Here is a 25,798-nt window from a genome sequence, read left to right as displayed (position 1 = left end):
AGACGAGCATAGCGAAATTCAGATGATACAACCGCCGCCACAACGAGAACGAGAACATCGAGAGCGCGATCTCCGGCTGCTGCTGTTAAAACGTACTGGCATCACTTTAGGGGTAATATTGCTGCTGGGCGTTGTTGGCAGTGCTTGGTGGGCTTGGGTTTTTCTCAACCAAAAGCTAGTGCCACTCGTTGAGAGCAATTTAAGTCAACTCTTAGGGCGACCTGTAGAAATTGGGCAGTTAGAAAGTTTTTCGCTTTCGAGTCTGCGGTTTGGCTCCTCATCAATCCCAGCCACCCCTACCGACCCCGATCGCATCAAAGCAGAAGCAGTTGTCGTCAACTTCGATCCTTGGCAGTTGCTATTCAATCGCACTCTAGAATTAAATGCTACTCTTGTCGAACCCAACATTTACATCGAACAGGCGAAAAACGGTGCTTGGGTTGATACTCGAATTAATCCTCCTCAAGGTGGCTCCGGTTTTATTCAAACTGAACTAGAGACAATTCGGGTACGAAATGCCGATGCGATCTTGGTTCCAAATCCCAGATCGGGTAGCCCTAAAGGTGCAGTCACGCTAGATAGTGTGGGTGGCGTTGCCCGATTTTTAGACCAAAATCAACGAATTCGCTTTGAGTTAACTGGTCAACCGACGCGGGGAGGCAAATTAGAAATTGCAGGTGAAACTCTGCTTCCAGGTGGCAAGACTACAGTTGCAATTCAAGGACAGAATTTACAAGCAGCCGATCTAAGTCGTTTAATTGAGTTACCAACTCGATTGCAGGCAGGTGAAGTCGAGAAGGCTAACATCACGGTACAATTCCAGCCAGGACAAGAGCAGCCGCCCGCGATCGCAGGTACGGCTAGCCTGAGTAACGTTACTGCTCAAATTGAAAATATTCCCCAGCAATTTACCAATACTACCGGACAACTGAAATTTCAGGGACAGGCGATCGCGCTGAATAATCTCAGCACGCGCTACGGCAAAATTCCGGTGCAAATTAGTGGTTCGCTGAATACGCTCAAGGGTTACAATCTCACCGGACAAGTAAAAGCAGTTAGCGCCAAGAACCTACTCGATACGCTGAGCGTCGAATCTCCATTTCCCGTAGCGGGGAAATTACAGGCAGACATTCAATTAAAAGGAGCGATTAGACAACCAGTGCTAACGGGAAGCGTCAGCACAATTGACACGGCTCGGATCGATCGCATTCCATTTAAAAATATTGCTGGTAACTTTCGCTCGATCGCAGCCCCAACGACACCAAAAATTAGCTTTACTAATCTTCGCGCTACCCCAACGGTGGGAGGACAGATTACAGGTGACGGTCAAATCTTGCTCGGAGACAAACCACAAATCGCTTTTAATTTTCTGGCTCAAAATCTACCAGGAAACGCGATCGCCCAACTCTATGGCACTTCTCCCCCAATAAAAATAGGTAATGTTTTAGCAGTAGGTAAGATTTCTGGCACTCCTGGCAACATCAAAACGGTAGCACAAATTTCTGCACCCCAAGCTACTTATCCTGGTACGGCAGAAGTGGCAATTACCAATGAGGGAATCGTGCGGCTGCAGGATTCTACCTTTAAGGTTGCAGGCGGTGTAGTTGAGGCTACAGGTCGGTATGCTAAAGAACAGTTTGAGGCAGTTGTTGATGCTACAGGCATCGCCTTAAACCAATTCTCGCCCCAACTGCGGGGACAACTGAGTGCGAGTAACTTACGCATATCGGGAACTTCTTTTGCACCTGAAGACATCCAAGCACAAGGACAGGTGCGCTTTTCCCAAGGGTTAGCTGTCATCGAGCAACCGCTAACAGCACAAATTCGCTGGAATGGGGAACGAATTATCGTTCAAAAAGCAACCGCAACAGGTTTAGTTGCAGATGGTACTGTCGGCGTGCGCTTGCAGGGAGCAAATGCACCGCAAATTACAGGGTTTAATCTGGACGTGCAGGTGCGGGGTTATAACTTGCAAGACCTCAACCTTAACATTCCTGGTAACGTCACCCTGGTAGGGAAAGCTGATTTTACCGGACAAGTGACGGGTACGCCAGATGCTCCTAATGCTATAGGAAATCTGCGGTTGCGAAACTTGAGCGTAAATAACGTAGCATTTGACCCAGTTTTAGCCGGAAAACTGAATTTTCAGGCGGGACAAAAGACTCAACTACAGGTAGCTAGTCAGGAAGATAGGATAGCCTTTACTCTAGATGCCAACAATCGCCCCACGTCATTTTTTATCAGGCGCAACTCTGCAATAGCAACAGGTAGAACCCAAGGAGAAAACCTAATAGTTGATGTGAAAGACTTTCCCGTGGCTGTGCTGCAAAATTTAATTCCAGGCGATCGCCTCAAACAAATCGGCGCGATCGCGGGGGAAGTATCGGGCAATTTAGCGATCGATCTTGCCGAGAATCTAACTGAATCTACCGTAATTGGAGATGTGGCAATTTCTCGACCCAGTGCGGGTAGATTTACAGCCGATGCATTTAAAGCTAGTATCCGCTATGAAGGCGGCGATTTCAGCTTAAAAGCAGGTGAATTGCGTCTAGGCGATAGCCGTATAGATATAACTGGCGATTTGCAAGCAGGACAAGACCGCAAATTTCAATTTCAAATTGACTTCGATCGCGCCAGAATCCAAAATGTTTTACAAGCACTGAGTATTTTCGAGTTACAAGATATTGCCGGAGGATTGCAACTTCCTGACTTAGCAGGAGCAGAAGCAGTTCAAACCGTGTCAGTCGGTCAACCCAATACCTCTTTACTCAACCAACTGCGGCTGTTCTCGGAAATTAGAGCGTCGCTAGCACAACAACAACAGCAGGAACGAGCATCAGCCCCATTACCATCACTTGCAGCCTTCAACGGTACGATTAGCGGTGAAATCGCTGTAGCCGGAGCATTACCTCCAGGTTTACAACCTTCGTTCGATGTTGACTTTGAACTCCTCGGTCAAGATTGGCAATGGGGGACGTATACAGTCGATGAAGCGATCGCCAGAGGAACTTTTGAAGATGGCGTTTTGACGCTGCTACCCTTGCGGCTCGATCTCGGTGACGGACTTATCGCCTTTACCGGACAACTAGGAGAAGATCTTTCGGGACAATTGCGAGTCGTCAGCGTACCTGTAGCAACCTTACAACCTTTTCTAGACCGCTTACCAGAAGCATTACCGTTTGATGTCACCGGACAGTTGAATGCCCTTGTCACCCTTGCAGGTAGTTTAGAAAATCCCCAAGCGATCGGCGAGGTGGCATTGGTGGAAGGAAGCTTGAATCAACAACCGATCCAGGCAGCCCAGTTGAGCTTTGACTATAACTCTGCGCGGTTGAGTTTTGCTAGCGACGTATTGATATCTGGTACTCAACCAGTGGAATTTACAGGTAGTATCCCCGTATCGCTGCCTTTTGCCTCTGTGCAGCCGGATAGTAACCAAATTAGCATCCAAGCAAACGTCCAAGATGAAGGCTTGGCACTGTTGAATCTGTTTACCGATCGAGTCACTTGGGTAGAAGGGCAAGGGCGACTGAATCTAGCCGTACAAGGGACTTTAAATCAGCTAAACGTGACGGGAAATGTTGTTGTCAAGAATGCCACGTTGAAAGCTCAGGTTCTACCCGAACCGCTAACAGATGTCACGGGAACGATTCAATTGAATGGCGATCGCATAGTCGCCCCAGGCATAAGTGGACAATACAATAACGAAGGGAATGTCACGGCTGAGGGAGTTTTACCGATTTTTGCCGGTCGAGAAACAGATAATCCCCTCACGGTATCGCTAGACAATCTAGAGGTTGCCTTGGAGGGACTTTATCAAGGGGGAGTTAGTGGCAATGTTGTCATTACAGGCATGGCATTCGAGCCTGACATCGGCGGTAGAATTGAGCTAATGGATGGTGAGATCGCTCTGGGGGGCAGGGAAGCAGCTGCCTCAGCAAGTAGCGCAACTCCTATCGATAAGCTAGCAGGAAGCGATGCAACTAACGTCACTCCAGACAGAGCGCCGATAGAATTGGCAGATCTCAGGTTGATTTTAACTGAAGATGTGCGCGTCACTCGTCAGCCCATCCTCAGTTTTGAGGCAGCAGGCGATTTAACCATCAATGGCACGCTAGATAACCCTCGCCCCCAAGGAGTTGTCAAGCTGACAGGCGGACAAGTGAATTTATTCACCACTCAATTCACCCTAGCTCGTGGCGAAGAACAGACAGCGCGGTTTACTCCCAAAGGAGGTTTAGACCCGATTTTAGATATTCAACTGGTGGCAACTGTACCGGAAACGACTGGCAGCATTAGGATTCCCACTTCACCTTTTTCAGGAGAAATTGCCGACGTGCCAACAACAACTAATTTCGGTACTCTTCGCACGGTGCGCGTGCAAGCAGCAGTAGAGGGACCGGCGAGCGAATTGGCAGAAAATTTAGAATTAACTAGTGAACCCAACCGCAGCGAACAGGAAATTATCGCTCTGTTGGGTGGTTCTTTTGTCAATACTTTGAGTCAGGGCGATCCGACTTTAGGACTTGCCGCGATCGCTGGTTCTACTCTCTTGGGCAACCTGCAAGATAATATCGGTGAAATCGGACAAGCGATCGGCATTGATGAGATTCGCGTGTTTCCGACCATCGTTACCGACCAAACATCAGAAGTTTCGGTACTTGGTTTAGCTGTAGAGGCGATTTTCGATATTACCAATGATTTTTCCGTATCTCTATCGCGGGTGTTTGCTGCCGACGATCCATTTCGATACAACTTGCTCTATCGACTCAACGACCAAATTTTAGTTCGAGCTTCCACGAATTTTTCCGGTGAAAGTCGAGCGGAGATTGAGTACAACATACGGTTTTAAAAGTCACGCAATATGAAAAAAATTAAATACATTTTCCTCAGTTTACTAGGACTAATTGGCGCTCTCCTACTTTGGGGATTGCTAGAGCCATACATAATTGATACCCAAGAAGAAGTAGTAGTAATTCCAAATCTTCCCAGTGCTTGGGAAGGGCAGCGAGTCGCAGTAATTGGCGATTGGCAAGTCGGAATGTGGTTGGATAACACTCTGACTATCCGCCGGATTGTCCAGCAATTAATCGAGGAGCGTCCCGCACTCATACTGATTGTGGGTGATTTTATCTATCATGCCAACGAAGATCCGAGTCAAGAAATCAGTCAGGTAATTGAACTAGTTCGCCCATTACCTGCTTCTGGCATTCCAACTTATGCTGTTTTGGGCAATCACGACTATGCCTTGGCTTCTGACAAAGACTCTCCCGATCGGTTATTAGCGACTAAACTGGAACGGGAGCTTGAAACTGTTGGCGTTCAAGTCTTGCAAAATCAGGCAGTTACTCTAAAAATACCTAGAAAAAGCGATCGCTCCTCAATGACAGCAGAAACTTCACTACCTCTATATTTGGTAGGGATAGGTTCGCACTGGGCAGATAACGATCGCCCCGTAGTTGCCCTCACACAAGTGCCAGACAAAGCTCCCAGATTTGCCATGATGCATCATCCCGACTCGTTTGCTAAATTTCCGCCCAACACTGCACCTATAGCTGTAGCAGGACACACCCACGGCGGACAAATTCGCTTGCCATTCTTGCCAGAGCGAACTTGGTTATCTTATGTCAAAGATGACGAGGTGTACGCTGACGGCTGGATTGACGGCTACGGAGAGCCAGGAAACCATCTCTACGTGAATCGAGGCATCGGTTTTAGTCTCGTTCCAATCAGAATTAATTGTCCGCCTGAAATTACTTTTTTCACTCTGCGGCAAAGCCCTTAGCTGGCTACTCACACTTAATTCAATAACTCGGTTAATCGCTCGGCGGGTAGAGATTGTACGAAATCGATTTCAAGTGGAGCTTGACTAATGGTTTGAGCAAAAGCCGCACTTAAATAAGGGCGATATTGCGATCGGTTTGCAATATAAGTTTGAAAGAAAGCCGTACTGAGTATATTGATATAGCGACGAGCTAGAGCGGGGTTTGGACCGATCAGTTGAGTTGGAATCGTCAGCGGCTCATCGGCTGGATTTTCTACCCCTAAAGCGGAAAAGTGGGTTCCATCTTCAAGCAAAATCAAATATTTTTCTGGAGCAGTTAACCAGGAGAAGGGCTGGATCTGTTCTGCTAAGGCTGGTGCAACTCGATCGGCACCACTACTGACGATTGCCACTGGAATTTGAATTTGCTTCAGTCCGGCTTGCCCAAACACGCTGCTAGCAATTGGATTAATCGCCATCGCCGCTTTAATTCTTGGATCGCGTAAATTGTAATCTCGGCGCGGTAAGCCCAAGACGCGACACTGCAACAGTAGCGAAGCATTAAACAGCTGGCTATCTTCGCCGCAGTTATTTCGCAATTGAGCAAAATTCAGTTCGCTACCAGCTAAAGCTAGCGCCGTATAGCCACCGAAAGACTGACCGATAATCCCGACTTGTTGTAAATTCAACTCAACATTTGGGCTAGCAGCGTCAAGACCTTCTAGTTCGTTGAGCAAATACGTTACATCCAGAGGACGGTTAATAAATTCATCTGGCTCCACAACCGCATCATACCTACCACCAAGTACCGATCGCAACCGTTCGGCACCACTGCCCAAATGCTCGGGAACGGCAACAGCAAAACCGTAACTCGCCAGTCGTTGAGCTAAATACTCAAACGTCATGCGGTTAGAACCCAGACCGTGAGAGATGACGATGACTGGAATTTGGTAATTGGTAGTTGGTAGTTGATAGTTGCTTCCTTGTCCTCCTTGTCTTTTTTGTCTTCCTTCTGTCTCCTGTCTTCTGAAGCGGGCGGCTGCGGAGGTGTCCTCCGCAGTAAAGCCGCGTTCTCCTGTCTCCCTCGGTAAATAAAGATCGGCAACAAAAGCGCGCTCGCGACGAGGATTGTCAACTGTAAGGGTCTGCTTGTTCCAACTAAATGAACCTGGCTGGCGGATGCTTGGTAACTGGGAGAAATTAATATTTGACTTGCTTGTAGCCGCGACTGCCGCTTGTCGTTCGACTAGAGCGATCGCTTGGTCTGTTTGATTAATCAGTCTTTCGATCTCGTTCACAATCTGAAGACTACGCCGTAAGTTAACCCGAATGCCATCGGTAGGAAACTTCTTTAACACGTTCAGCAGCGTCAAGCCATCTGAATCGGCTGCTGCTAAAATCAGTGCTGCGCGTAGAGCATAGAAACCAGATAAACGGGCTTCGGTCTGAACTAACTCTCCTAAGCGTTGTAATAATTGTTTGCCAATTGGTGTGTAAAGGAACTGCGAGACTTCCACCGGATTGAGATCGATCTGCGTTAGCAATACGCGACGCAATTGAACTAACTGTTGCGGACTGAGATCTTGAGCATAGAAGGCTAGTTCGTCTGTCAGTTTACCTTCTTCGGCATATGTTTCTAGAGCCTTAATAGGAATAGAACTTTCTAAAGCAGCATAAGAAAGATAAATTCTTTCAGCTGCTACTGTGGGTTTTTGCAGCCCTGCTATTGGTAATAGGAACATTGAAAGTAGGACTAAAATCCATCTTGGCGATCGCCCCACGAAACGAAACAAACGGGCAACTGAGGAGAAATTTTGCTCCATAAAACTCAGGTAAATTAAATACACGCCAAAGATCTACTGGCTCTATGACATAAAAGTAAATTTAAGCGCGATCAAACGCTGCGAAACTCATAGATGAAAGTCTATATACTACAGCCTACAAAAGTAGTAGTAAAACGTTCTCTACCTAAAGAGTCAAACCTTGCAGAGCATCTTGTTCTAAAGGAAGATGTAGCTTTTGGTGTAGAGCGCGAACATGAAAATCTGAAATTTGTTTCAATTTGAGTAACTGGACTGTTTGCCAACAGCTTAAGTGCTACTCCTTTAAATCATTTTTGCGCTTAGGTCGGTCAAAATCGGCAGCCCAACAATCGTGTTTAGTTAAATTCGCAACCGCACCAGATTAACTTCAAATTAATATAAATTTATCTTCTATTTATTCGTTCTAAAATATAGCTTTGTTTATTATTTTATTAACTTAAACTTAACTTTATATCTGTTAAAAGCACGTTGACTTTATATTGTTAATAGGCAATTAAAAATTTATTTTTGATTATTATGTCGTAAGAAATAGCTCTATTGATACTTGATTCAAGTAATACATTTTTTGATAATGTTATTGTTCTCATAGTTCTATCGACTTCTAACTAGAGATAGTCATCGTTAACTATTCAATGAAATTGACTTATCTCGTCTTCGAGCGGATTTGTGGAAAACTGTATCTTCGACTCATGTTTTGGTAATAATTTTGAGGTTTTGATCGCTGAATGTATGCTGTCGCGATCGCCTAATTCAAATTTTTCACCAAACTGAAAAAACTAGGGAAAAGAGCTGATGCTCTTTAGTCTCCCTTTGAATGCCAACTCATCGATTCAAGTATAAACCTGACGTTTCTGTAAAACACAAAAGACATCTTATGCTGAATCAACTGTCTTCTTTGCGACGAGCCTTTGTTCTACCCTTAATTGCTATTTCCTTCGGTACTGCTGCCTGTCAGCCGCCGAATACTGCTGAAAATACACCTGGAGGTAATCCTGCTACCTCACCTGTGGCAAATACTGGAGCAGGTGGAAATGTTTCTTTAGTTGGTGCTGGGGCAACTTTTCCGGCTCCGTTCTACCAACGATGTTTTGCCGAGTACAACCAAAAGAATCCCAACGTGCGAGTTAGCTATCAACCAGTAGGTAGCGGTGCTGGCGTGGAACAGTTTACTCAAGGAACTGTAGACTTCGGTGCTAGCGACGTAGCAATTACGGAAGAGCAAAGAAAAAAGATCGAGCGGGGGGCGCTGACAATACCTTTGACTGCGGGGGCAATTGTACTTGCATATAACTTACCTGGTGTGGAAAAGCCGATTAGATTACCACGGGAGGTTTATCCAGCAATTTTTACGGGTGAAATTCAGAATTGGAATCACCCAAAAATTGCTCAAGCAAATCCTGGCGTAAACTTGCCTGACTTGCCAATTATAGTTGTCCATCGCGCTGATGGTAGCGGGACTACAGCCGTTTTCACCGAACACTTGAGTGAAATTAGCCCGCAGTGGAAAAGTAAAGTCGGGGCTGGTAAAACTGTAGATTGGCCCGTAGGTATTGGTGCTAAGGGGAACCAAGGCATTACGGCTCAGATTCAGCAGACCAAAGGAGCAATTGGCTATGTTGAATATGGTTATGCTTCGCAAAACAAAATTCCTATTGCCGTTTTAGAAAATAATTCTGGTAATTTTGTCGAACCAACAGCTCAAACAGCAGCTAATGCTTTGGAATCAATTCAATTACCCCAGAACTTAGTTTCTTTTGCCAGAGATCCTCAAGGAGAACAAGCCTATCCCATCGTGACTTATACTTGGCTTTTGGTCTACGACCAATATCAAGACCCACAAAAAGCCCAAACAATAGAGAATGTAGTGGAATACGCCTTGAATGAGTGTCAACAATTCAGTGCAGAACTAGGTTACGTACCTTTGCCAGAGGAAGTTGTCAAAAAAGTAGAGCCAACTGTAGAACAGATCGCTAGTTAGAGTTAGTTTTGTTTCAGGTTTCAGGGCGAAGTTTTCGCCCTGATTTTTTGCGAAGGGGCGATCGCGATTGATTCTTTGCTTAACCAAAGCGACCGCTAACGTACTCTTTAGTAGACTCTTGTTGAGGACTCTCAAAAATCGCCTCAGTTTTGTCGTACTCTACCAGATAACCAAATCGCTTGCCGTTGCTGCCTGCTTCGGCATTAAAAAAAGCAGTAAAATCTGAGACTCGTGCCGCTTGTTGCATATTGTGAGTCACGATGATAATCGTGTATTCATGCTTCAACTCGTGAATCAGTTCTTCTACTCGCTGCGTGGAGATCGGATCGAGGGCAGAACAGGGTTCGTCCATCAAAACAACTTCTGGACGCAGCGCGATCGCCCGCGCAATACACAAACGCTGTTGTTGTCCGCCGGAGAGGGATAAGCCACTGCTTTTGAGTTTATCTTTGACTTCATTCCACAAAGCCGCTCGCTGGAGCGATCGCTCGACTAGTTCATCCATATCGCCCTTAAAACCATTCACCCTAGCACCGTAGGCGATATTCTCATAAATTGACTTTGGGAAAGGATTCGGCTTTTGAAACACCATACCGATCTGTCGTCGCACTGCAACTGGATCGATTTTGGCTGCATAGAGGTCTTTGCTACGATAAATGACTCTACCTTCTACCCGACAACCATCTATTAAGTCATTAAGACGATTAAAACAGCGAATTAGCGTACTTTTACCACAGCCAGAGGGACCAATAAAAGCAGTGACGCTGTTTTTCAAAACATCCATAGATACTTGCTGTACTGCCAGCGTATCGCCGTAGTAAACGCTCACCCTTTCTGTTCGTAAAACTATATCATTTAGATCTGCTGCCACTGGTTTAGCCGCGCGATCGTCAGTCTGATTTCTAGAGTGCATAAAAATTGTATGGAGGTTGGTAAGTTAAGCAAGCCAGCAGTTTAATAAGTTGTTCTACTCGCCACCCAGCGAGAGAGGATACTGGCAAGTAAAATCAAAAGTACTAGGATCAGAGAAGCTGCCCAAGCAATTTCTTGTTGGTTCTGATAAGGAACGGCAGCAAAGTTATAGATCAAAACAGAGAGGGTTGGAACTGGTTCCCAGATACTCCTGGGCCAGTATTGCGAGAACAAAGCTGTAAAAATTAGAGGTGCAGTTTCTCCTGCCGCACGGGCGATCGCTAAAGTGACTCCGGTGGCGATCGCGCCCGTCGCAGCAGGTAGTACCACTGTTAACACGGTTTGAAAGTTGGAAGCTCCCAGTCCGACTGATGCCCAGCGCACCTCTTGCGGCACGAGCTGCAAAGATTCATCAGCAGTCCGCACTACAATTGGCAACATGAGAATGGCTAGGGCAAATCCTCCTGCCACAGCAGAGTAAGTATTAGTAGTGAGAACGATAACGCCGTAGGCAAAGATGCCAACAATGATGGAAGGAACTCCACTCAGAACATTAGTAGCAAAACGAATCCACTTGGCTATTCTACCGGAGCTAAATTCCGATAAATAAACTGCGGCTAGCACGCCAAAGGGAATGCTAATTGCTGCAGCAATTCCTACGACAATCAGCGTTCCTACGATTGCCGGAGCAATACCTCCACCCTCTTGTAAGGCTACAGGAATTGAGCCAGTAAATAATTCAAGGTTAAGCCGATTTGCTCCTTTAACAATGACAAAACCAATTACTAAAAATAATGGCAGCAGAGCAACACCTAATAGTAGAAATGCTAATACTGTCAGTACCAGCCCGATTATCGTTCGGGGAGTAGAGTAAGAACGCTCCATTTTCGGAGTGGGAAATTCATCAGAGTATCTTTTCTGAGTACTGTCTGCCATGAGTGAATCTTCTCCTTTATTAGCGATCGTTCGCCTTTCATTCACAGTCAATCGCCATTGACCAAAGACCAATTAGTATTTCTTGACTCTTTGAATAATCCAATATGCCAAAACATTCACAATCAACGTGATGACAAATAGTACCAAACCTGCGTAAAATAAAGCAGCTTTTTGTAAACCACCTGCTTCAGCAAATTGATTAGCTAGTAGAGAAGCAATTGTATTTGCTGGTGCCAGAATTGAAAAATTTAAATTATTACTATTGCCAATGACGAGCGTGACAGCGATCGTTTCTCCTAAAGCTCGACCTAGAGCCAGCATGATACCACCGACAATGCCAGAAAATGCTGCTGGAATGAGGATGCTGAAAATTGTTTGCCAACGAGTTGAGCCTATCCCATAGGAACCCCACCGCAATTCGTCAGGTAGAGCGGCAAGAGAATCACGAGAAATAGCGGCAATAATTGGTAAAATCATAATCGCTAAAATTACCCCTGCCGGAAACATACCTGGACCGATATATCGAGTGGAAAATAGAGGGATGAAACTAAAATTCTCGTATAGCCACCTGCCAATCGGTTGCAGAAACGGAATCAAAACGTAGATTCCCCACAAGCCATATACGACACTAGGAATTGCTGCTAACAGTTCTACAAGAAAAACGAGCGGAGTCCGAATCGATAATGGTAAAAAATTCTCGCTCAGGACGATCGCGCACGCCAAACCAACTGGAATAGCTAATAGCAGGGCGATGAAAGAACTGACTACCGTACCATAAGCCATAGGCAACACGCCATAAATTTCCTCGACCGGATTCCACGCCGAAGTTGCGAGAAATGCTAAGCCGAACTGTTGAATAGCGGGGATTGAGTTCCAAGCTACTTGTCCAGTTATCCACAACAGAACACCCGCTACGGCTAATGCTAGTATCCGCGTAGTCCAAAAAAAGCTTTGGTCTATTGTTTTTTCAGTTCTCGATCGTTCTACTTGAGCCGTCATTTGAGCATCATTGGTTGTAGAATTCATAATCTCACTCAGTTAATAGCACAACCTAGATATATTGAATACGTTTCAAAATCTGAAACAACTAGCTTTAAACTAAACATATTTAGTACTGCCATCGAATTTTTTGCATTATCGCTCTATTTTTTTGGTTATTGATAAGGCAAATTTAACAATTTTATCTAAAGCTAATTCTTCTTGCTTGAGAGATATTTATAGTCAATCTGAAAAAATGTAGGTTATTTCTTTAGAGTAAAATTTACAACAAAATTTTTTAGCTTTAATTAACTTTAGAACAATGTGTATTTTACCTTTGCTTAACTTTCTATATGTAAAACCAAGAAAATCCGCTCAAATGAATCTATATTTTAGTACTGAAATATTAGCGTTGCACGAGCTTAGTTATCTCCATTATTCAAGAGATATTTCTGCAACTAGTAATTAGAATGCAAGTCTTTAGCATCCATATCCAGCACCATCGAAAACTTGCTTCAACCGATTATTTTCGTATTCGTAGATGCCATATCTGGTTGCTTCATAGCCATTATTTTGAACTATAACTTCCTCTACGCCGTCGCCATTCACATCCACAGTGCCGATAAGGTTGTAAACCGGACTGTCACTCGCTTCTACAGGTAGTTCGACATTATAAGACTTCACTTGACTCGAAATTACTTGTGGCTGCCCATTTTTGTAAGTTAGCCACACGGTAGCATAGACAGTGGTAGCAGCTTTAGGGCTTGCTCCTTTTCTTACCTGTCCGAAAACTTCTGGAGAACCATCACCATCAAGATCGCGGACGGAAATTTTATCGATCGCTATTGTTGGGTTAACTTCAGTGATTTGGATATTGGGAGATTCAGAAATTGTAGATTCAGCCGCCGCCAGTAAATCCCGCTCGTACCGTTCTAACTCGGCTGGAGTGGAATTAGGTTTTTGAGCTGAAGTGGGATAATAATGATGGAGAGCGATGCTAGAGCGCCAAGATTCATCGACTTTCTGACCGTTGATAAAGCCACTCGTGCCACCAGAGCGTTCAGGGGCGGTCGCGTTGTAAATATCTGCGAGCGATCGGTTATTCTCAAATTGTCCTTGTCCTACTAGTAAAGAAGAACAGGCAAATTGACTGACTGCCAGTTGTTGAACTTCAAAATTACCAACTTGGCGACCTTCATTAATCATTGTATAGTTCTCGACTGCATTTAAAAAACTTTGCTGTTGCCGATTTTTAATTAACTGTTCCGAACTAAAATTATTTCTGAGTACAAGAGTGACATCATCGCTAACATCTACATATTCGTCATCAATATAAAAGGCGATCGGATAAATTTCCCCACGATATTCTTGTTTGAGATTATCTCTTTTCACTAAAAACAGTGCCAGTAAGTTAGTTCGCTCGGCTTGCTGCTTCCGTGCCTCTGTGCTGGGATTAGGAAACTGAGCAGACTTAACTGGAGGATTTTGAATCGTTTGACAAGCAGCGATCGCTCCTAAAAAGAATAAAGTGACTAAGTAGAACAATTTCTGTCTAATCATTTTTTCCGAACGCGAGCCTTTTCGAGTTGAAAGACTATTTAAAGTAATATCGCAGCAAAGAAGCCCCTATCCAAGCTCCTACTAGAACAACATAGACAAACAAAACTACTCCAACTGGTTTGAGTGCGTCACAAATTACTGCTACATCGGAGGGGGCATTATTACCGATGTTTGACTGAATTAAAATGTATGTTTTCGGTTGCATCTTCACCTAAAATCTCCCAGTTGTAGATCTTTGGTTTTAAATTCACTTGGCTTGGTTGATGCCTAAACTGAGTCAATGCGTTGAATTAAACAAGCTTACATTCCTAGAATAACCATAACGGGCCAAAGGATCAGTCCCGATAAGGCTAAAAATGCAACTACTAAAGAGATTGCCAGAGTGAGAATAGATTTTAACCAAGTCAGATGATGAGCATTACGAATTGCGATCGCCAGGGTAACAAGGACGGCAATGCTAATCGCAAAGGAAAATAAGTTTCCGAGGGCATCAGACCACTTACTGGCAGCGATCGCAGGCGCAGTTAAGATTAAGGGCGACAGTCCTTGAGCGACCGCCTGCATGGTGGTACTGCCATCGGCTCGTCCGCCTAGTAGCTGTGCCAACAAATTAACCGCAGCAGACACCCAAAACCATCCTAGCAATCCAGCAAAGGCAAAGAGTACGATAAATCCAATTGCGCCACCGATACCGAATCCAGCCGTACCTGCCGCGTTTAATGCTAATACAAAGACAATCAGCAATCCAATGGCGATCGCTACTGGTGCTGAAAACCTAGCTGCTGATGGTCGAAAAAATGTAGTATAGAGAGAATCCAACATAGTTTATCCCCACAATTATTCCCACAGCGTTAGCGGAATTTTTTGCCAACGAGCCATTTGCAATTCTCGAATGTTAGGAATAAATCTATTCGTAACTGAGGAAAAGAAAATTCCTAAAGAGTCGCGCCAACCAGGGGAAGAGTAATTACGAACAGTTGGTTCTCCAGAAATTTTTGCTAGTTGGGCCGCTTTCATCAGAGCATCGTGAGTATTTCCCAGAGAATCCACTAACTTCACTTGTTGCGCTTGAGTGCCTGTAAATATGCGTCCATCTGCTAGGGGTTTGAGTTGTTCGAGTGAAATCTTGCGTCCTGCGACGATCGCATCGAGGAATTGCTGGTAGGATTCCGTCACAATTCCCTGTAAGATTGCCTGTTCTCCAGCTGAGATCTCTCGAAAAGGCGAGAGAATATCTTTATACTGACCGCTTTTGATATTACCTGTTTCAATCCCCACCTTATTCAGTAAGGAAGACAGATTTTGAGTACGAATAATTACCCCAATCGAGCCAGTTGTGGTTGCAGGATTGGCAACAATGTGATGAGCAGCACTAGCAACATAATAACCTCCCGAAGCTGCCACATCTCCCATGCTGGCAACAATCTGAATTGGAGTTTCATTACGAGTTCGCATTAGCTCGTTGTAAACTGCTTGAGAGGCAGCCGCAGTACCGCCAGGGCTATTGATATGCAATAAAATTGCTTTTACTCCATCTTTACGAGCTTGGCGAATCGATTTAATAATAGCGTTCGAGTTGGAGTTGTCTGCACTGCCAAAAGGTGTTGTAGGTTCGTCGCTAATCGTACCGTAGATTTCTACTAAAGCTACCTGGGCTGCTGTACCTGTTCTTCCCAGGCGATCGCTGGCAACTTCTGTTCTTCGAGGGTTTCCTAGCCAATTACCCAGTGCTGCCAGTAGACAAACGATAATCAGCACTATGGCAAAAATTCTATCCCAGCGCACAATATTTCTCCTGGTTGCTTTTATAGCATTACCATCTTTGCTTTTATAAAAACATGAAATAGCTCAGCTAAAATCTACCGATTGATAGAATCAAAAATTGTCAATAATTCACAAGTTAATAAAGTTTAATTCTTTCTCCCCGACTTTTCCACTATTTTTATATATGCTGAACTAAAACAGTAGCAAATTAAGGAGTAATAAAACATTTACTCAACTTAATTCATGAATTAAGTTGAGCAGGTGGAGGGAAAAGTCAGGAGGACATCATGAATCTAAGAATCATTCGATTTGTCACGCTTATCCTTGCCGCGCTGAGCATGGGAATGGCATTCTGCCACGTGCTAGAGTTGCCAGCCAAAATGAATTATCCTGCATCATTGTACTTAACGATTCAGCAAAGTTTGTATCGGCAGTTTGGCTCGTTTCCTGGCATATTTAGCGAAGTTGGTTCAATTGTCGCGGCGATCGTGCTGACATTTTCGGTGCGTAAACGCCGTCCAGCTTTCCAATGGACATCGATCGGAACGATTTTTCTAGCAGCAGCACTTGTAGTTTGGTTTGCCTTCGTTGCACCAATGAATGCTGAGTTTGCTCAGTGGACGGTCGATTCTATTCCAGCGGATTGGACGCAAGTACGGAACCAGTGGGAGTATTCGCACGCGACACGTTTTGTCCTGCAACTGCTCGGCTTGGGTGCGCTTCTAATCTCCGTACTGAGTGAGACTTCAGCCAAGCGTTCCCTCAATCGAACAACCCCTAAGACGGTAAATTTAACCAGTCATTAAGTAATGTACATGAGCCTGAAAAATTAGTTACGAGTATTCATCCTACTGCAATAGTAATATGACTAGTTTTAAGCAAATTAAACTGAAAATTAATTTTGTTGTTGGATCGCTTTTCTATACACGTTACGCCCTAAAATCATACCTCTACTCGCGCCAACGGGATGCCAGTGCCCGCTATTTTAAAAGACCGCCAACTAAAGAAGCTTTTGACAATCCTGGCAAACTACTTCAGGCTGAATCCACATCCAGAGGTGCTAATTTTTATTTTGAGCAGACAGAGTTGGAAGTTTGTTTTCTCACACCCAATTTAGTTCGCATTGAATGGAAAGGTGGATTATCGCCCGTTCCTTACGCTATTGCGCGTCACGATTGGCAGGAAGTAGAAACAAAACTGAAACAAACAGGCGATCGCTGGACTGTCTCCACTGCTGCTTTGCAAGTTATTGTCACAGTAGATGGTAGTTTGACATTTTGCGATGCATCTGGGCAAACTTTACGGGAAGAATTACCACCTCAACGTAAAGATTATGGCTGGATTCATCGAGCTAGTTTGCGACAAGAGGAATGCATTTATGGTTTAGGAGAGCGATCGTTTGGGCTTAATTTGCGTCAGGCAAAAGACAAACAGCAAAAGCCTCATGCCTTTCGGATGTGGAATTACGATGCAGCTGGGATGTATGGAGTGGGTTCAGATCCGATGTATATTTGCATTCCCATCTACATGAGTTTGCATTCTGCTGGTAGCTACCTGATTTTTTATGAAAATTCCTTTGAAGCCACTTTTACCTTTGTAGAAAATGCCGTAGCAGACTTTGAAGGGGGAGCGTTACGTTATTACTTTACTGCTGGATCGCCAGCTCAACTGCTAGAACGCTATACAGAATTAACAGGTCGTCCGCCGCTACCTCCTCGCTGGGCTTTAGGCTATCACCAGTCGCACTGGGGCTATCTATTTGAGGATGTTGTCCGTGCAGAAGCCAAAGAATTTCAGGCGCGTAATTTGCCCTTGAGTGCAATTCACCTAGATATTGACTGTCAGGTAGGCTTCCGTGCCTTCACGATCGATCCGTTGCGGTTTCCCAATCTGGCAAGTTTTACACGAGAACTGCGGGAACTGGGAGTGCAGTTTATTGCAATCAATAATCCTGGGATTAAGTGCAGCCGTGAAAGCAATCTATTTTTAGAGGGGCAGGTATTAGACGGCTTTTGTAAATATCCTGACGGTCAACTCGTGACTGCTCCCGTGTGGCCTGGTTGGTGCGTGTTTCCAGATTTTACTCACCCCAAGGTTCGTAACTGGTGGAGTCGGCAGTATCAATACTTGCTCGATGCTGGTGTAGCGGGTTTTTGGCACGACATGAACGAACCTGCGGCTTTTGTTTCCTGGGGCGATCGCTCTTTACCTAAAGAAACACGGCACGATCTTGACGGCAGAGGTGGCGAGCATCGAGAAGCGCATAATATCTATGGACTTCTACAAGCTAGGGCAGCATACGAAAGCCTGCGTCAGTATTGTCCTCATCAACGTCCCTTCATCGTTTCCCGTGCGGGATGGGCGGGTTTGCAACGCTATAGCTGGACGTGGACGGGAGATATCAACTCCGATTGGAGTATGCTGCGGACGACCATCTCGACAGTTGTGGGTTTGGGGTTATCGGGAATTCCCTACAGTGGCTCGGATATTGGTGGTTTCCAAGGCAATCCCAGTGCCGAACTGTACCTGCGCTGGTTCCAAATGGCAACCTTTCACACTTTCTATCGCACCCACTCTTCTAATAACGTTGCCAACCGGACACCTTGGTATTACGGCGAACCTTATTTGAGCATCATGCGCGAATTCCTGCAACTGCGCTACCGATTGATGCCGTATTTCTATACATTGGCATGGTGGGCGAGTCAAAAAGGTTATCCACCAGTGCGTCCGGTATTCTGGGCAGATAGTCAGGATGCGGCACTTTGGAATGTGGATGATGCCTTCTTGCTGGGCGATGCGTTGCTGGTGTGTCCGGTGCTGGAGTCAGGAGCGCGAATGCCTACGGCACAGCTTCGCTTAACGCGTCATGCTATTCTCCCCAAAGGCTATTGGTATAACTTCTGGGACGATACATTGCTTGAAGGTGGGCAGCAAGTGGATTTGGCAGCACCGCTAGAACGAATTCCCTTACTAGTCAAGGCAGGCAGTATTATCCCAATGGAGGAAAACAAACAACTGATTCTTCACGTTTATCCATCTGTGGAAGGGAATGCAAAGAACATACCCGACTCCCGACTCCCCACTCCTCACTCCCTATACAGCGACGCTGGTGACGGCTACGGAGAGTGGCGACTAGATCGATTTGGCATGGTAAGAGATGAGAATGGTTTAGAACTGAGTTGGGAAACTCAAGGAGATTATGCTTTTCCTTACCAAAAAGTACGAGTGCATCTGCACGGAATCAAGTTGCAGCAAGTGTGGGTGGATGGAACAGAACTTGCTTGTCAGGGACAACAAATTGAGTGCGATCCCTTTCATCAGATGCGTTTGAATTTTCTCCTAGCAGACACCTCAAAAACACAGAATTAACGAAACCAGCAGTAGAAATAGACAATTTCTTACCGTTCAATCTCTCCCCGATTTTTCCACTATCTTGCTATATCTTCAAACTAATCGGTAGCGAGACTCATGAGATTACGAAATTTTTGCTCTGATGAGTTCGCTAACCTCAAACAAGTGGAGAGAAATGACATGGTTTTGTACAAGCTGAATGAATACGATCCCGATTACAAAGATGCTTTTCATGGCAAAGACATTCTGAGTTTTGATGTTTACGGTCAGGGTGACGATAAAGTTGGTTCTGTAAAAAATGTCATGGTAGATGAAGAAGATCGTCTCCGTTATTTCATTGTCGATACAGGTTTTTGGATTTTCGGCAAGAACGTATTACTCCCAGTTGGAATGACTCGTATAGACTTTGACGACAATCGAGTTTATGCTCCAACTCTGACTAAACAGCAAGTGGAAGATTTACCCGAATTTACGGAAGATCTAAAAATTGACAACGATTATGAGGAGCAAGTTAGAGGTATTTATCGCCCTTCAATGGCAATGCCAGCAGCAGGTTTTCTGTACAGTCCTATGACGTACAACTATGCTCTAGAGCCTTACTTTTACGACATGAATGAGCTGTACATGAAAGATTACGAAGATCGGCTCAGGGCTAGAAGGAACCGTAACAGAGCAGACATTCTCTAAATTAGTTCGCTGCTGGCAATAGAAGTTTGGTTCTTATAAGAGTTGCAAAACTGAAAAAATGCAACTCTTACTTAATAAGTAAATAATTCAAGCTTTGAGTCGATAAGCTTTGTGAAGAATGAATAAGGCTGTTTAAATATGATTCATTTGTAACGGTTTCGCTTAGCATACACTTGAGTAAACTCAGCACCTAGCAGAAGAATTTGAGCCGAGAAAAAGACCCAAATTAATACGATAACGAGAGAACTTGCGGCTCCATAACTAGAGCCAATGCTGCTATTACCGAGGTATAGCCCAATGAAATATTTACCCAGAGCGAATAATAAAGCAGTAGTAGTTGCACCAATCCAAAGATTACTCCAAGCAATTTTAATATCGGGTAGAACTTTATAAATTAGAGCAAATAGTAGCGTTGTCCCAATTAAGGAAAAGATGAAATTTAGGATTCGCCCCAACTGAATCCAGGTTGGAAATAGGTGTCCGAAGAAATTGGCGATCGCTGCTAGTGCCGCACTAGCGAGGAGTGACACTAGCAATAAAAAGCCAATGACTAAGACTATCGCGAACGATAATAGACGTTTCTGTAAGAAACCTCTAATATTTAATCCAGGTTGGGGGTTGACATCCCAAATTACATTCAGTGCTTCTTGTAGTTGCGCGAATACACCTGATGCTCCTAGTAGCAGCGTGGCAATGCCAAAAAGAGTTGCTAAAGTTCCCCCTGCTCCTGGCTGCTGAGCATTTTGAATTATTGCTTGGACTGCTTGCGCTCCCTGCTGACCGATTAACTCTTGGATCTGGGCGACGGTTTGACTTTCGGCAGCATCTCGACCGAATACTGCTCCAGCAATCGCGATCGCAATTATCAGCAAAGGTGCAATGGAGAAAATTGTATAAAAGGCGATCGCTGCTGCCCACAGAGATGCTTTATCTTCCTGCCATTCTACCGCAGTATCCTTCAGTAGAAGCCAGATAGTCTTTAGTCGCATCGGCAATAGCTCCCTTATTTGGGATTGGCTTTAATACCAAATAGCAAAAACCAACGCAGCTTAACTTCTACTTTGGGATGGAGCTATTTGAGCATAATGTAGTTCTGTTTTGATTTTGCCTCATGAGTTTAACTGCGAAGGAGTTCTGGCAAAACTTTCTCGCCAAATACCTCAATAAACTGCTGCTGCTCTCGATTGACGTTGTGCAACATTAATTCATCAAACCCTAGTTCGATATCTTTCTGGAGCCACTCAATATGCTGCTGCGGATCTGCCGATATCCGAACATGCGCGGATAATTCCTCTGGTTTGACAAACTCCCCCGCCGCATCAAACTGTTGCGGTGTTCTTAGTTGAGTCATCACGATATTTTTAAAAATATTATTGCGCCATTGTTGATGAGCTTTTTGACGTGCTGATTCTTCATCACAATCGTATGAAAGCTGGACTTTCAAAATCATCGGCTTGCCTTCGCCGCCACCCCGACGAAAAGCATCAACGACTTGTTTGAGTTTATCTGGCGGACGAGAAATGGTAATCAATCCATCTGCCCAACTCCCCAGCCATTCGGCTGTTTGAGTTGTAATGGCAGCACCGATAATTAGGGGTGGGTTTTCGGGGCGCGAATAAAGTTTTGCTTCCTCAACACAAACCCAACCTTTGTGAGTCACGGTTTCTCCTCGCCACAAAGCGCGAATAATATCGACGCACTCTTTGAGTCGAGTATTGCGATCGCTCTTACATAACCACTTATCACCCGTAATACTCTCATTCACTGCCTGACCGCTACCAACAGTCAGCCAGAAACGATTGGAAAACATTTCTGCCAAGGTAGCCGCTGCTTGAGCAATAATTGCCGGATGATACCGTTGTCCTGGAGCGCAGACAACTCGGTAATTCAGCTCAGGTGTTGCTTGCATTGCTGCACCCAACCAAGACCAAGCAAAACCGCTTTGCCCCTGTTGTTCGCTCCAAGGGTGGAAGTGATCTGAGGAAAGGGCATGGGTAAAGCCAGCCTGAGCTGCCATTTGCACGTACTGTAACAGTTCTCTGGGTTTGAATTGTTCGTGAGAAGCGTGATATCCAATCTGAGCCATAGGAAGAAGGAGTTGCGTGTAGGAAGTCGGCACTCGTGTAAAAGCTGATGCGACAGTAGCCAGAGCAAATGTCAATTACTGTTCGACTGCGGACGGGTAAACACCATCACTAATAAGTACGGGCTTGCCAGCATAGGCAGTTTCCAACTGCCTGCGTACATCTGCATCGAATTTTAAACCATAGTCCCTCTCCAGATCGGCAATGACGAATTGGCGCAGCACGCCAGTGGTAACGACTTTCTCACCGCGATCGACGTTTTGCCGAAAATTCGGTTGTGGATTTGGATTCAACACCAACAAACTCTCGTCGAGAGTAAAGGCATAAGGACTGTAGATGTTTGATACATCGCCTGGCACGGCAATGCGTCTGCCATAGTACGGTTGTGGGGTAATCGTTAGTTCATCTGCTTCTGGTGCGGGAGCAACTGATCGAGCAACGACAACCGGAGAGTTTTTATACAGTGCCTGCGTAGCGCGATCGAAAGAGGTGTTGTAATATTTGCTGACTTGCTCCAAGGAGAAATTCCGCACGACACCTGTTGCTTGAACTTTGATATCGTCAGTGGGAATATTCAAAGGATTGCCAGAAATATTCACGACGACAATTGGTTCAGCACCAAAAAATCGCTCGTCAACAATTGCAAAAACATTATCACCAATTTGTTTGACAAATTGACCTCTAACGGTCACAGTTTTACCTACCAAGGCTTTGACTTTATCGGCTAATTCCTCTGCAGTAACGTTTTGTCTCTCTTGCGGCGTTCTGCGCGTATCTGCCTGAGCAATAACGTTCTTTTGATGCGTAACTGATGTAACTTCTGTTGCATTAAGAGCGCCAGAAGGTATAACTAATGCCATTGCTGCTAAGGCAATTATTCCCTGAGTCTTCCACAGTTGGGGAAGTTCGCAAGGGTAAGCGAGAGCGCAGGCAATACTTTTGTTGTTAATGAATTTTCTCTTCACGATCGCATCCTCAATTTCTGATGTCTACTTGTCGATCGCCAATTTGTGTTCTGTACTAGAGCCTGTGAGCCTGTGTAGTGCAGTCAAATTAGATAACCGACTTGGTTCTATTACAGTAAGAATAAATAGTAGAAAAGTCGGGGAGAAATTGAGATTCTGCATTAAATTACTCCTCAAGGAATAACCTATATAATGCAGCGATCGCTCCTTAGATAGGGTGGCGATCGCTCCACCAGATCGATGAGTCCGAGAAAATCGATCGCCAACTAAATCGAGCGAGCGTGTTGCTACATCTGATTCACCCGCAACCAACGATAGCCGTATGCTTCTAGAGGGATAGAACCAGAATCATCGCTAACGGCTTCGTACTGGCGATCGCCAAACACATCGCTTAGATGCTGATACTCGCTCGACTTAAGCCTAACGATACATTTTCGGTCAGATAAATTGTGTAGGGCAATAACCGCATTACCTTCCCACTCGCAGCAGTGAGCGAATACGCACGGCTCGTCCGTCTCCAAAATCTGCCATTGTCCTCGCCCAAACTCTGGGCATTGCTTGCGTAGACGAACTAGCCGTTCCATCCAGTTGACGAGCGAGTTAGGGTCGCGCTGCTCTTTGGCAACATTGACTCGCTCGTATCCGTACTCTCCTTCTGTTATGACGGGTCGGCTTAGGGCAGCGGCGGGAGCAGCAGAAAAGCCACCATTGGCTGCATTTGACCATTGCATCGGTGTCCGGACGCTATCTCTACCTGGTAGCGATAGGTTTTCACCCATGCCAATTTCTTCACCGTAGCGGATGAGGGGCGTACCTGGTAGGCTAAACATCAAGCTATAAACCAGTTCGATCCGTCGGCTGTCACTATCTAGCATTGGTGGTAGACGACGGCGAATCCCATGCCCATAAATCCGCATATTCTCATCTGGGGCAAAGGCTTGAAAGACTTCTTCCTGTTGCGATTGACTGAGGCGATCGAGCGCGAGTTCGTCGTGGTGACGGACAAAGTTGAGCCACTGACAGTTTTTGGGCATCTCCGGTAGAGTTTTCAGTCCATCACGCAAGGGGCTAGCTTCTTGCCGCGCTAACGCCAAAAACACATACTGGTTCAACAGAAAGTTAAACAGCATATGCATCTTATCGCCATTGCCAAAATAAATCGGGATTTGATCTGGAGGGACGTTAGCTTCTGCCAACAGTATGGCATCACCCCGCCGAGCAGAAAGAAATTCTCGCATTTGAGCCAAGAAATCTGGTAAATCTTGCTGGTTTGCACCTTCGATCCCAATCCCTTTAATTAAAAATGGAGCAGCATCGATCCGAAAACCAGACACGCCAAGTTCCAGCCAGAAACCCATGATTTTGCAGATTTCTTCTCTCACAGTAGGGTTAGCAATATTCAGATCTGGCTGTTCTTTGTAGAAATGGTGTAAGTAGTACGCTCCTGCCCGTTTGTCGTAATCCCAAATGCTATCTTCCACATTGGGAAACATCAGCAGTTTTGGGTCAGATTTAGGCGGATCTTCCGACCATACATAAAAATCGCGATATTTAGAGTTTTTATCTTTTCTCGCGGCTTGAAACCAGGGGTGCTGAATTGATGTATGGTTGACGACAAGATCGACGATGACCCGAATACCTCGTTCTCGTGCTTGGTGCATGAACTCAACAAAATCGCCCAGCGTCCCTAGTCTGGGATCGACGCTGTAATAATCCATTACGTCATAGCCGTTATCGCGGTTGGGAGAGGCATAGAACGGTAACAACCACAAACAGGTAATTCCTATGCCCGATAAATGATCTAGACACTTGGTAAGTCCTTGAAAATCACCGATGCCATCACTATCTGAGTCCATGAAAGTTTCAACATCCAAGGAGTAAACGATCGCATTTTGATACCATAGGTTTTTTACTGCATCCACTTTTCCAACCTCTTGCTAAAGTATGAAATGCGAAATCTGAAGTAGGAAGACTTTTTTACTTTTTACTGCTGTGTTTCTTCTGGCGGCGACGGAAAATCCAAACACCCAAAACCAATGCCAGCACCACCGCCACGACAATAGAAATCGGAGTAAGGAACTTTTTCACGAGCTGATAATTCTGACCCAGCACAAAACCCGCATAGCTCAGCAACCCTACCCACAATAAAGTCCCGACTGTTGAATACAGCAAGAAGGCGAACAGTGGCATTTCCTCAAAACCAGCTGGGATCGAGATCGGGGTACGAACGCCTGGAATGAGGCGACCGAAGAACACCACTGCCCCACCGTATTTGTTGAACCACTGCTGAGACTTATCGATATCCTCCCCTGATAAGGTCAACCACTTACCGTGTCGGTCTACCCACTGTCGCAAGCGTCGTTCTCCCACCTGCTTGCCGATGTAGTACCAAGGTAATGCACCTAATATCGATCCTACCGTTCCTGCCAGAATGACAAACAGCAAGTTCAACTGCCCTTTCTGGGCGGTAAATCCTGCCAGTGGCATAATCACTTCTGAAGGTATGGGAGGAAGAATATTTTCCAGCAGCATCAGCAGGGCAATACCCCAGTAACTCAAGGAAGAAATAATGTTGGTAATCCAGTTGAGCATGGAATCGTCCCCAATTAACTGAATTAACTGCTGGCGTAGGCAATCGTGCTAAGCAAAGCATTTTCTGCTTGTCTGGAATCCAGCCGAGTATGCTGCACCACAATTGGTACATCGGATTCAATTACGCTGGCGTAGTCAGTATCGCGAGGAATGGGTTCGGGTTCTGTGAGGTCGTTGAAACGCAAATGTTTGGTACGTCGGGCGGGAACAGTTACCCGATACGGTCCTATGGGTTCTTTATCGCTGAAGTAGATGGTGATTTCTACATGAGCATCTCGATCTGAGGTATTCAGCAAACAGGCAGTTTCGTGACTGGTAAACTGGGGTTCTTTGCCAGTGCCGTATGCAGGGATGTAACCTTCTGCAATCGCCCAATGTTTACGTCCTATCGGTTGACTCATCGG

Annotated in this window: 21 protein-coding genes; 6 read left to right on the top strand and 15 right to left on the bottom strand. The window is 45.2% G+C overall.

Annotated features, from left to right (window positions below):
- The first annotated feature begins 22 nt into the window (after positions 1-22).
- Complete coding sequence (locus H6G17_RS20020) at positions 23-4,852, top strand: translocation/assembly module TamB (protein ID WP_192160135.1); 4,830 nt, start codon at positions 23-25, stop codon at positions 4,850-4,852.
- A gap of 12 nt (positions 4,853-4,864) precedes the next feature.
- Complete coding sequence (locus tag H6G17_RS20015) at positions 4,865-5,785, top strand: metallophosphoesterase (protein WP_192160131.1); 921 nt, start codon at positions 4,865-4,867, stop codon at positions 5,783-5,785.
- A 14-nt stretch (positions 5,786-5,799) separates the two neighbouring features.
- On the opposite strand, the gene H6G17_RS20010 is transcribed toward H6G17_RS20015, so the two are convergent.
- Entirely contained in the window at positions 5,800-7,587 is a 1,788-nt protein-coding gene (locus H6G17_RS20010) for an alpha/beta hydrolase (RefSeq protein WP_192160252.1), read from the bottom strand.
- Between the two features lie 874 nt (positions 7,588-8,461).
- Between H6G17_RS20010 and pstS the strand changes: the two genes are divergently transcribed.
- Positions 8,462-9,565 carry a phosphate ABC transporter substrate-binding protein PstS gene (gene pstS, locus H6G17_RS20005; RefSeq protein ID WP_192160129.1) on the top strand — a complete coding sequence of 368 codons (1,104 nt, stop codon included), beginning with the start codon at positions 8,462-8,464 and terminating at the stop codon, positions 9,563-9,565.
- 79 nt (positions 9,566-9,644) lie between these two features.
- On the opposite strand, the gene pstB is transcribed toward pstS, so the two are convergent.
- The 7 genes from pstB to sppA form a co-directional block, all read right to left on the bottom strand.
- The gene (pstB, locus tag H6G17_RS20000) at positions 9,645-10,478 is read right to left on the bottom strand and encodes a phosphate ABC transporter ATP-binding protein PstB (RefSeq protein ID WP_192160127.1); all 834 of its coding nucleotides are present in this window, start codon (positions 10,476-10,478) and stop codon (positions 9,645-9,647) included.
- A gap of 41 nt (positions 10,479-10,519) precedes the next feature.
- On the bottom strand, positions 10,520-11,413 hold the full coding sequence (pstA, locus tag H6G17_RS19995) for a phosphate ABC transporter permease PstA (protein ID WP_192160251.1): 894 nt from the start codon (positions 11,411-11,413) through the stop codon (positions 10,520-10,522).
- Positions 11,414-11,485: 72 nt separating this feature from the next.
- Positions 11,486-12,439: a phosphate ABC transporter permease subunit PstC gene (pstC, locus tag H6G17_RS19990; RefSeq protein WP_192160125.1), complete on the bottom strand. Its 954-nt coding sequence runs from the start codon at positions 12,437-12,439 to the stop codon at positions 11,486-11,488.
- A 432-nt stretch (positions 12,440-12,871) separates the two neighbouring features.
- Positions 12,872-13,951, bottom strand: coding sequence for a VCBS repeat-containing protein (locus tag H6G17_RS19985; protein WP_192160123.1), 1,080 nt, complete (start codon positions 13,949-13,951; stop codon positions 12,872-12,874).
- Positions 13,952-13,985: 34 nt separating this feature from the next.
- Positions 13,986-14,162: a hypothetical protein gene (locus tag H6G17_RS19980; protein ID WP_192160121.1), complete on the bottom strand. Its 177-nt coding sequence runs from the start codon at positions 14,160-14,162 to the stop codon at positions 13,986-13,988.
- Positions 14,163-14,251: 89 nt separating this feature from the next.
- Positions 14,252-14,773: a Yip1 family protein gene (locus H6G17_RS19975; RefSeq protein ID WP_192160119.1), complete on the bottom strand. Its 522-nt coding sequence runs from the start codon at positions 14,771-14,773 to the stop codon at positions 14,252-14,254.
- A gap of 15 nt (positions 14,774-14,788) precedes the next feature.
- Positions 14,789-15,736: a signal peptide peptidase SppA gene (gene sppA, locus H6G17_RS19970; RefSeq protein ID WP_192160117.1), complete on the bottom strand. Its 948-nt coding sequence runs from the start codon at positions 15,734-15,736 to the stop codon at positions 14,789-14,791.
- Positions 15,737-16,002: 266 nt separating this feature from the next.
- Between sppA and H6G17_RS19965 the strand changes: the two genes are divergently transcribed.
- The 3 genes from H6G17_RS19965 (at position 16,003) to H6G17_RS19955 (ending at position 19,753) form a co-directional block, all read left to right on the top strand.
- Complete coding sequence (locus H6G17_RS19965; protein WP_192160115.1) at positions 16,003-16,521, top strand: DUF1772 domain-containing protein; 519 nt, start codon at positions 16,003-16,005, stop codon at positions 16,519-16,521.
- Between the two features lie 58 nt (positions 16,522-16,579).
- Complete coding sequence (locus H6G17_RS19960) at positions 16,580-19,084, top strand: glycoside hydrolase family 31 protein (protein ID WP_192160113.1); 2,505 nt, start codon at positions 16,580-16,582, stop codon at positions 19,082-19,084.
- A gap of 162 nt (positions 19,085-19,246) precedes the next feature.
- On the top strand, positions 19,247-19,753 hold the full coding sequence (locus H6G17_RS19955; RefSeq protein ID WP_192160111.1) for a PRC-barrel domain-containing protein: 507 nt from the start codon (positions 19,247-19,249) through the stop codon (positions 19,751-19,753).
- A 143-nt stretch (positions 19,754-19,896) separates the two neighbouring features.
- Here the strand turns inward: H6G17_RS19955 and H6G17_RS19950 are convergent, their stop codons facing one another.
- The 7 genes from H6G17_RS19950 to H6G17_RS19920 all read right to left on the bottom strand — a co-directional run bounded on the left by H6G17_RS19950 (position 19,897) and on the right by H6G17_RS19920 (position 25,795).
- Positions 19,897-20,742 (bottom strand): YihY/virulence factor BrkB family protein, encoded by an 846-nt coding sequence (locus H6G17_RS19950; protein WP_192160109.1) that lies wholly within the window; start codon positions 20,740-20,742, stop codon positions 19,897-19,899.
- Positions 20,743-20,870: 128 nt separating this feature from the next.
- On the bottom strand, positions 20,871-21,839 hold the full coding sequence (locus H6G17_RS19945) for a TIGR03885 family FMN-dependent LLM class oxidoreductase (RefSeq protein ID WP_192160107.1): 969 nt from the start codon (positions 21,837-21,839) through the stop codon (positions 20,871-20,873).
- A gap of 75 nt (positions 21,840-21,914) precedes the next feature.
- Positions 21,915-22,802, bottom strand: coding sequence for a hypothetical protein (locus tag H6G17_RS19940; protein ID WP_192160105.1), 888 nt, complete (start codon positions 22,800-22,802; stop codon positions 21,915-21,917).
- A 24-nt stretch (positions 22,803-22,826) separates the two neighbouring features.
- Positions 22,827-23,114, bottom strand: a complete 288-nt coding sequence (locus H6G17_RS19935) for a hypothetical protein (RefSeq protein WP_192160103.1) — start codon at positions 23,112-23,114, stop codon at positions 22,827-22,829.
- On the bottom strand, positions 23,090-24,658 hold the full coding sequence (locus H6G17_RS19930) for an alpha-amylase family protein (RefSeq protein WP_192160250.1): 1,569 nt from the start codon (positions 24,656-24,658) through the stop codon (positions 23,090-23,092). The genes H6G17_RS19935 and H6G17_RS19930 overlap by 25 nt, the downstream gene beginning before the upstream one ends.
- A gap of 121 nt (positions 24,659-24,779) precedes the next feature.
- A complete protein-coding gene (locus tag H6G17_RS19925; protein ID WP_192160101.1) occupies positions 24,780-25,394 on the bottom strand; it encodes a DedA family protein in 615 nt (204 codons plus the stop codon).
- Positions 25,395-25,417: 23 nt separating this feature from the next.
- Positions 25,418-25,795, bottom strand: coding sequence for a sensory rhodopsin transducer (locus H6G17_RS19920; RefSeq protein ID WP_192160100.1), 378 nt, complete (start codon positions 25,793-25,795; stop codon positions 25,418-25,420).
- Positions 25,796-25,798 lie beyond the last annotated feature (3 nt).

The organism is Chroococcidiopsis sp. [FACHB-1243], from assembly GCF_014696895.1.
Taxonomy (GTDB): Bacteria; Cyanobacteriota; Cyanobacteriia; order Cyanobacteriales; family Chroococcidiopsidaceae; genus Chroococcidiopsis.
This window is presented reverse-complemented; position numbering and strand designations above follow the sequence as displayed.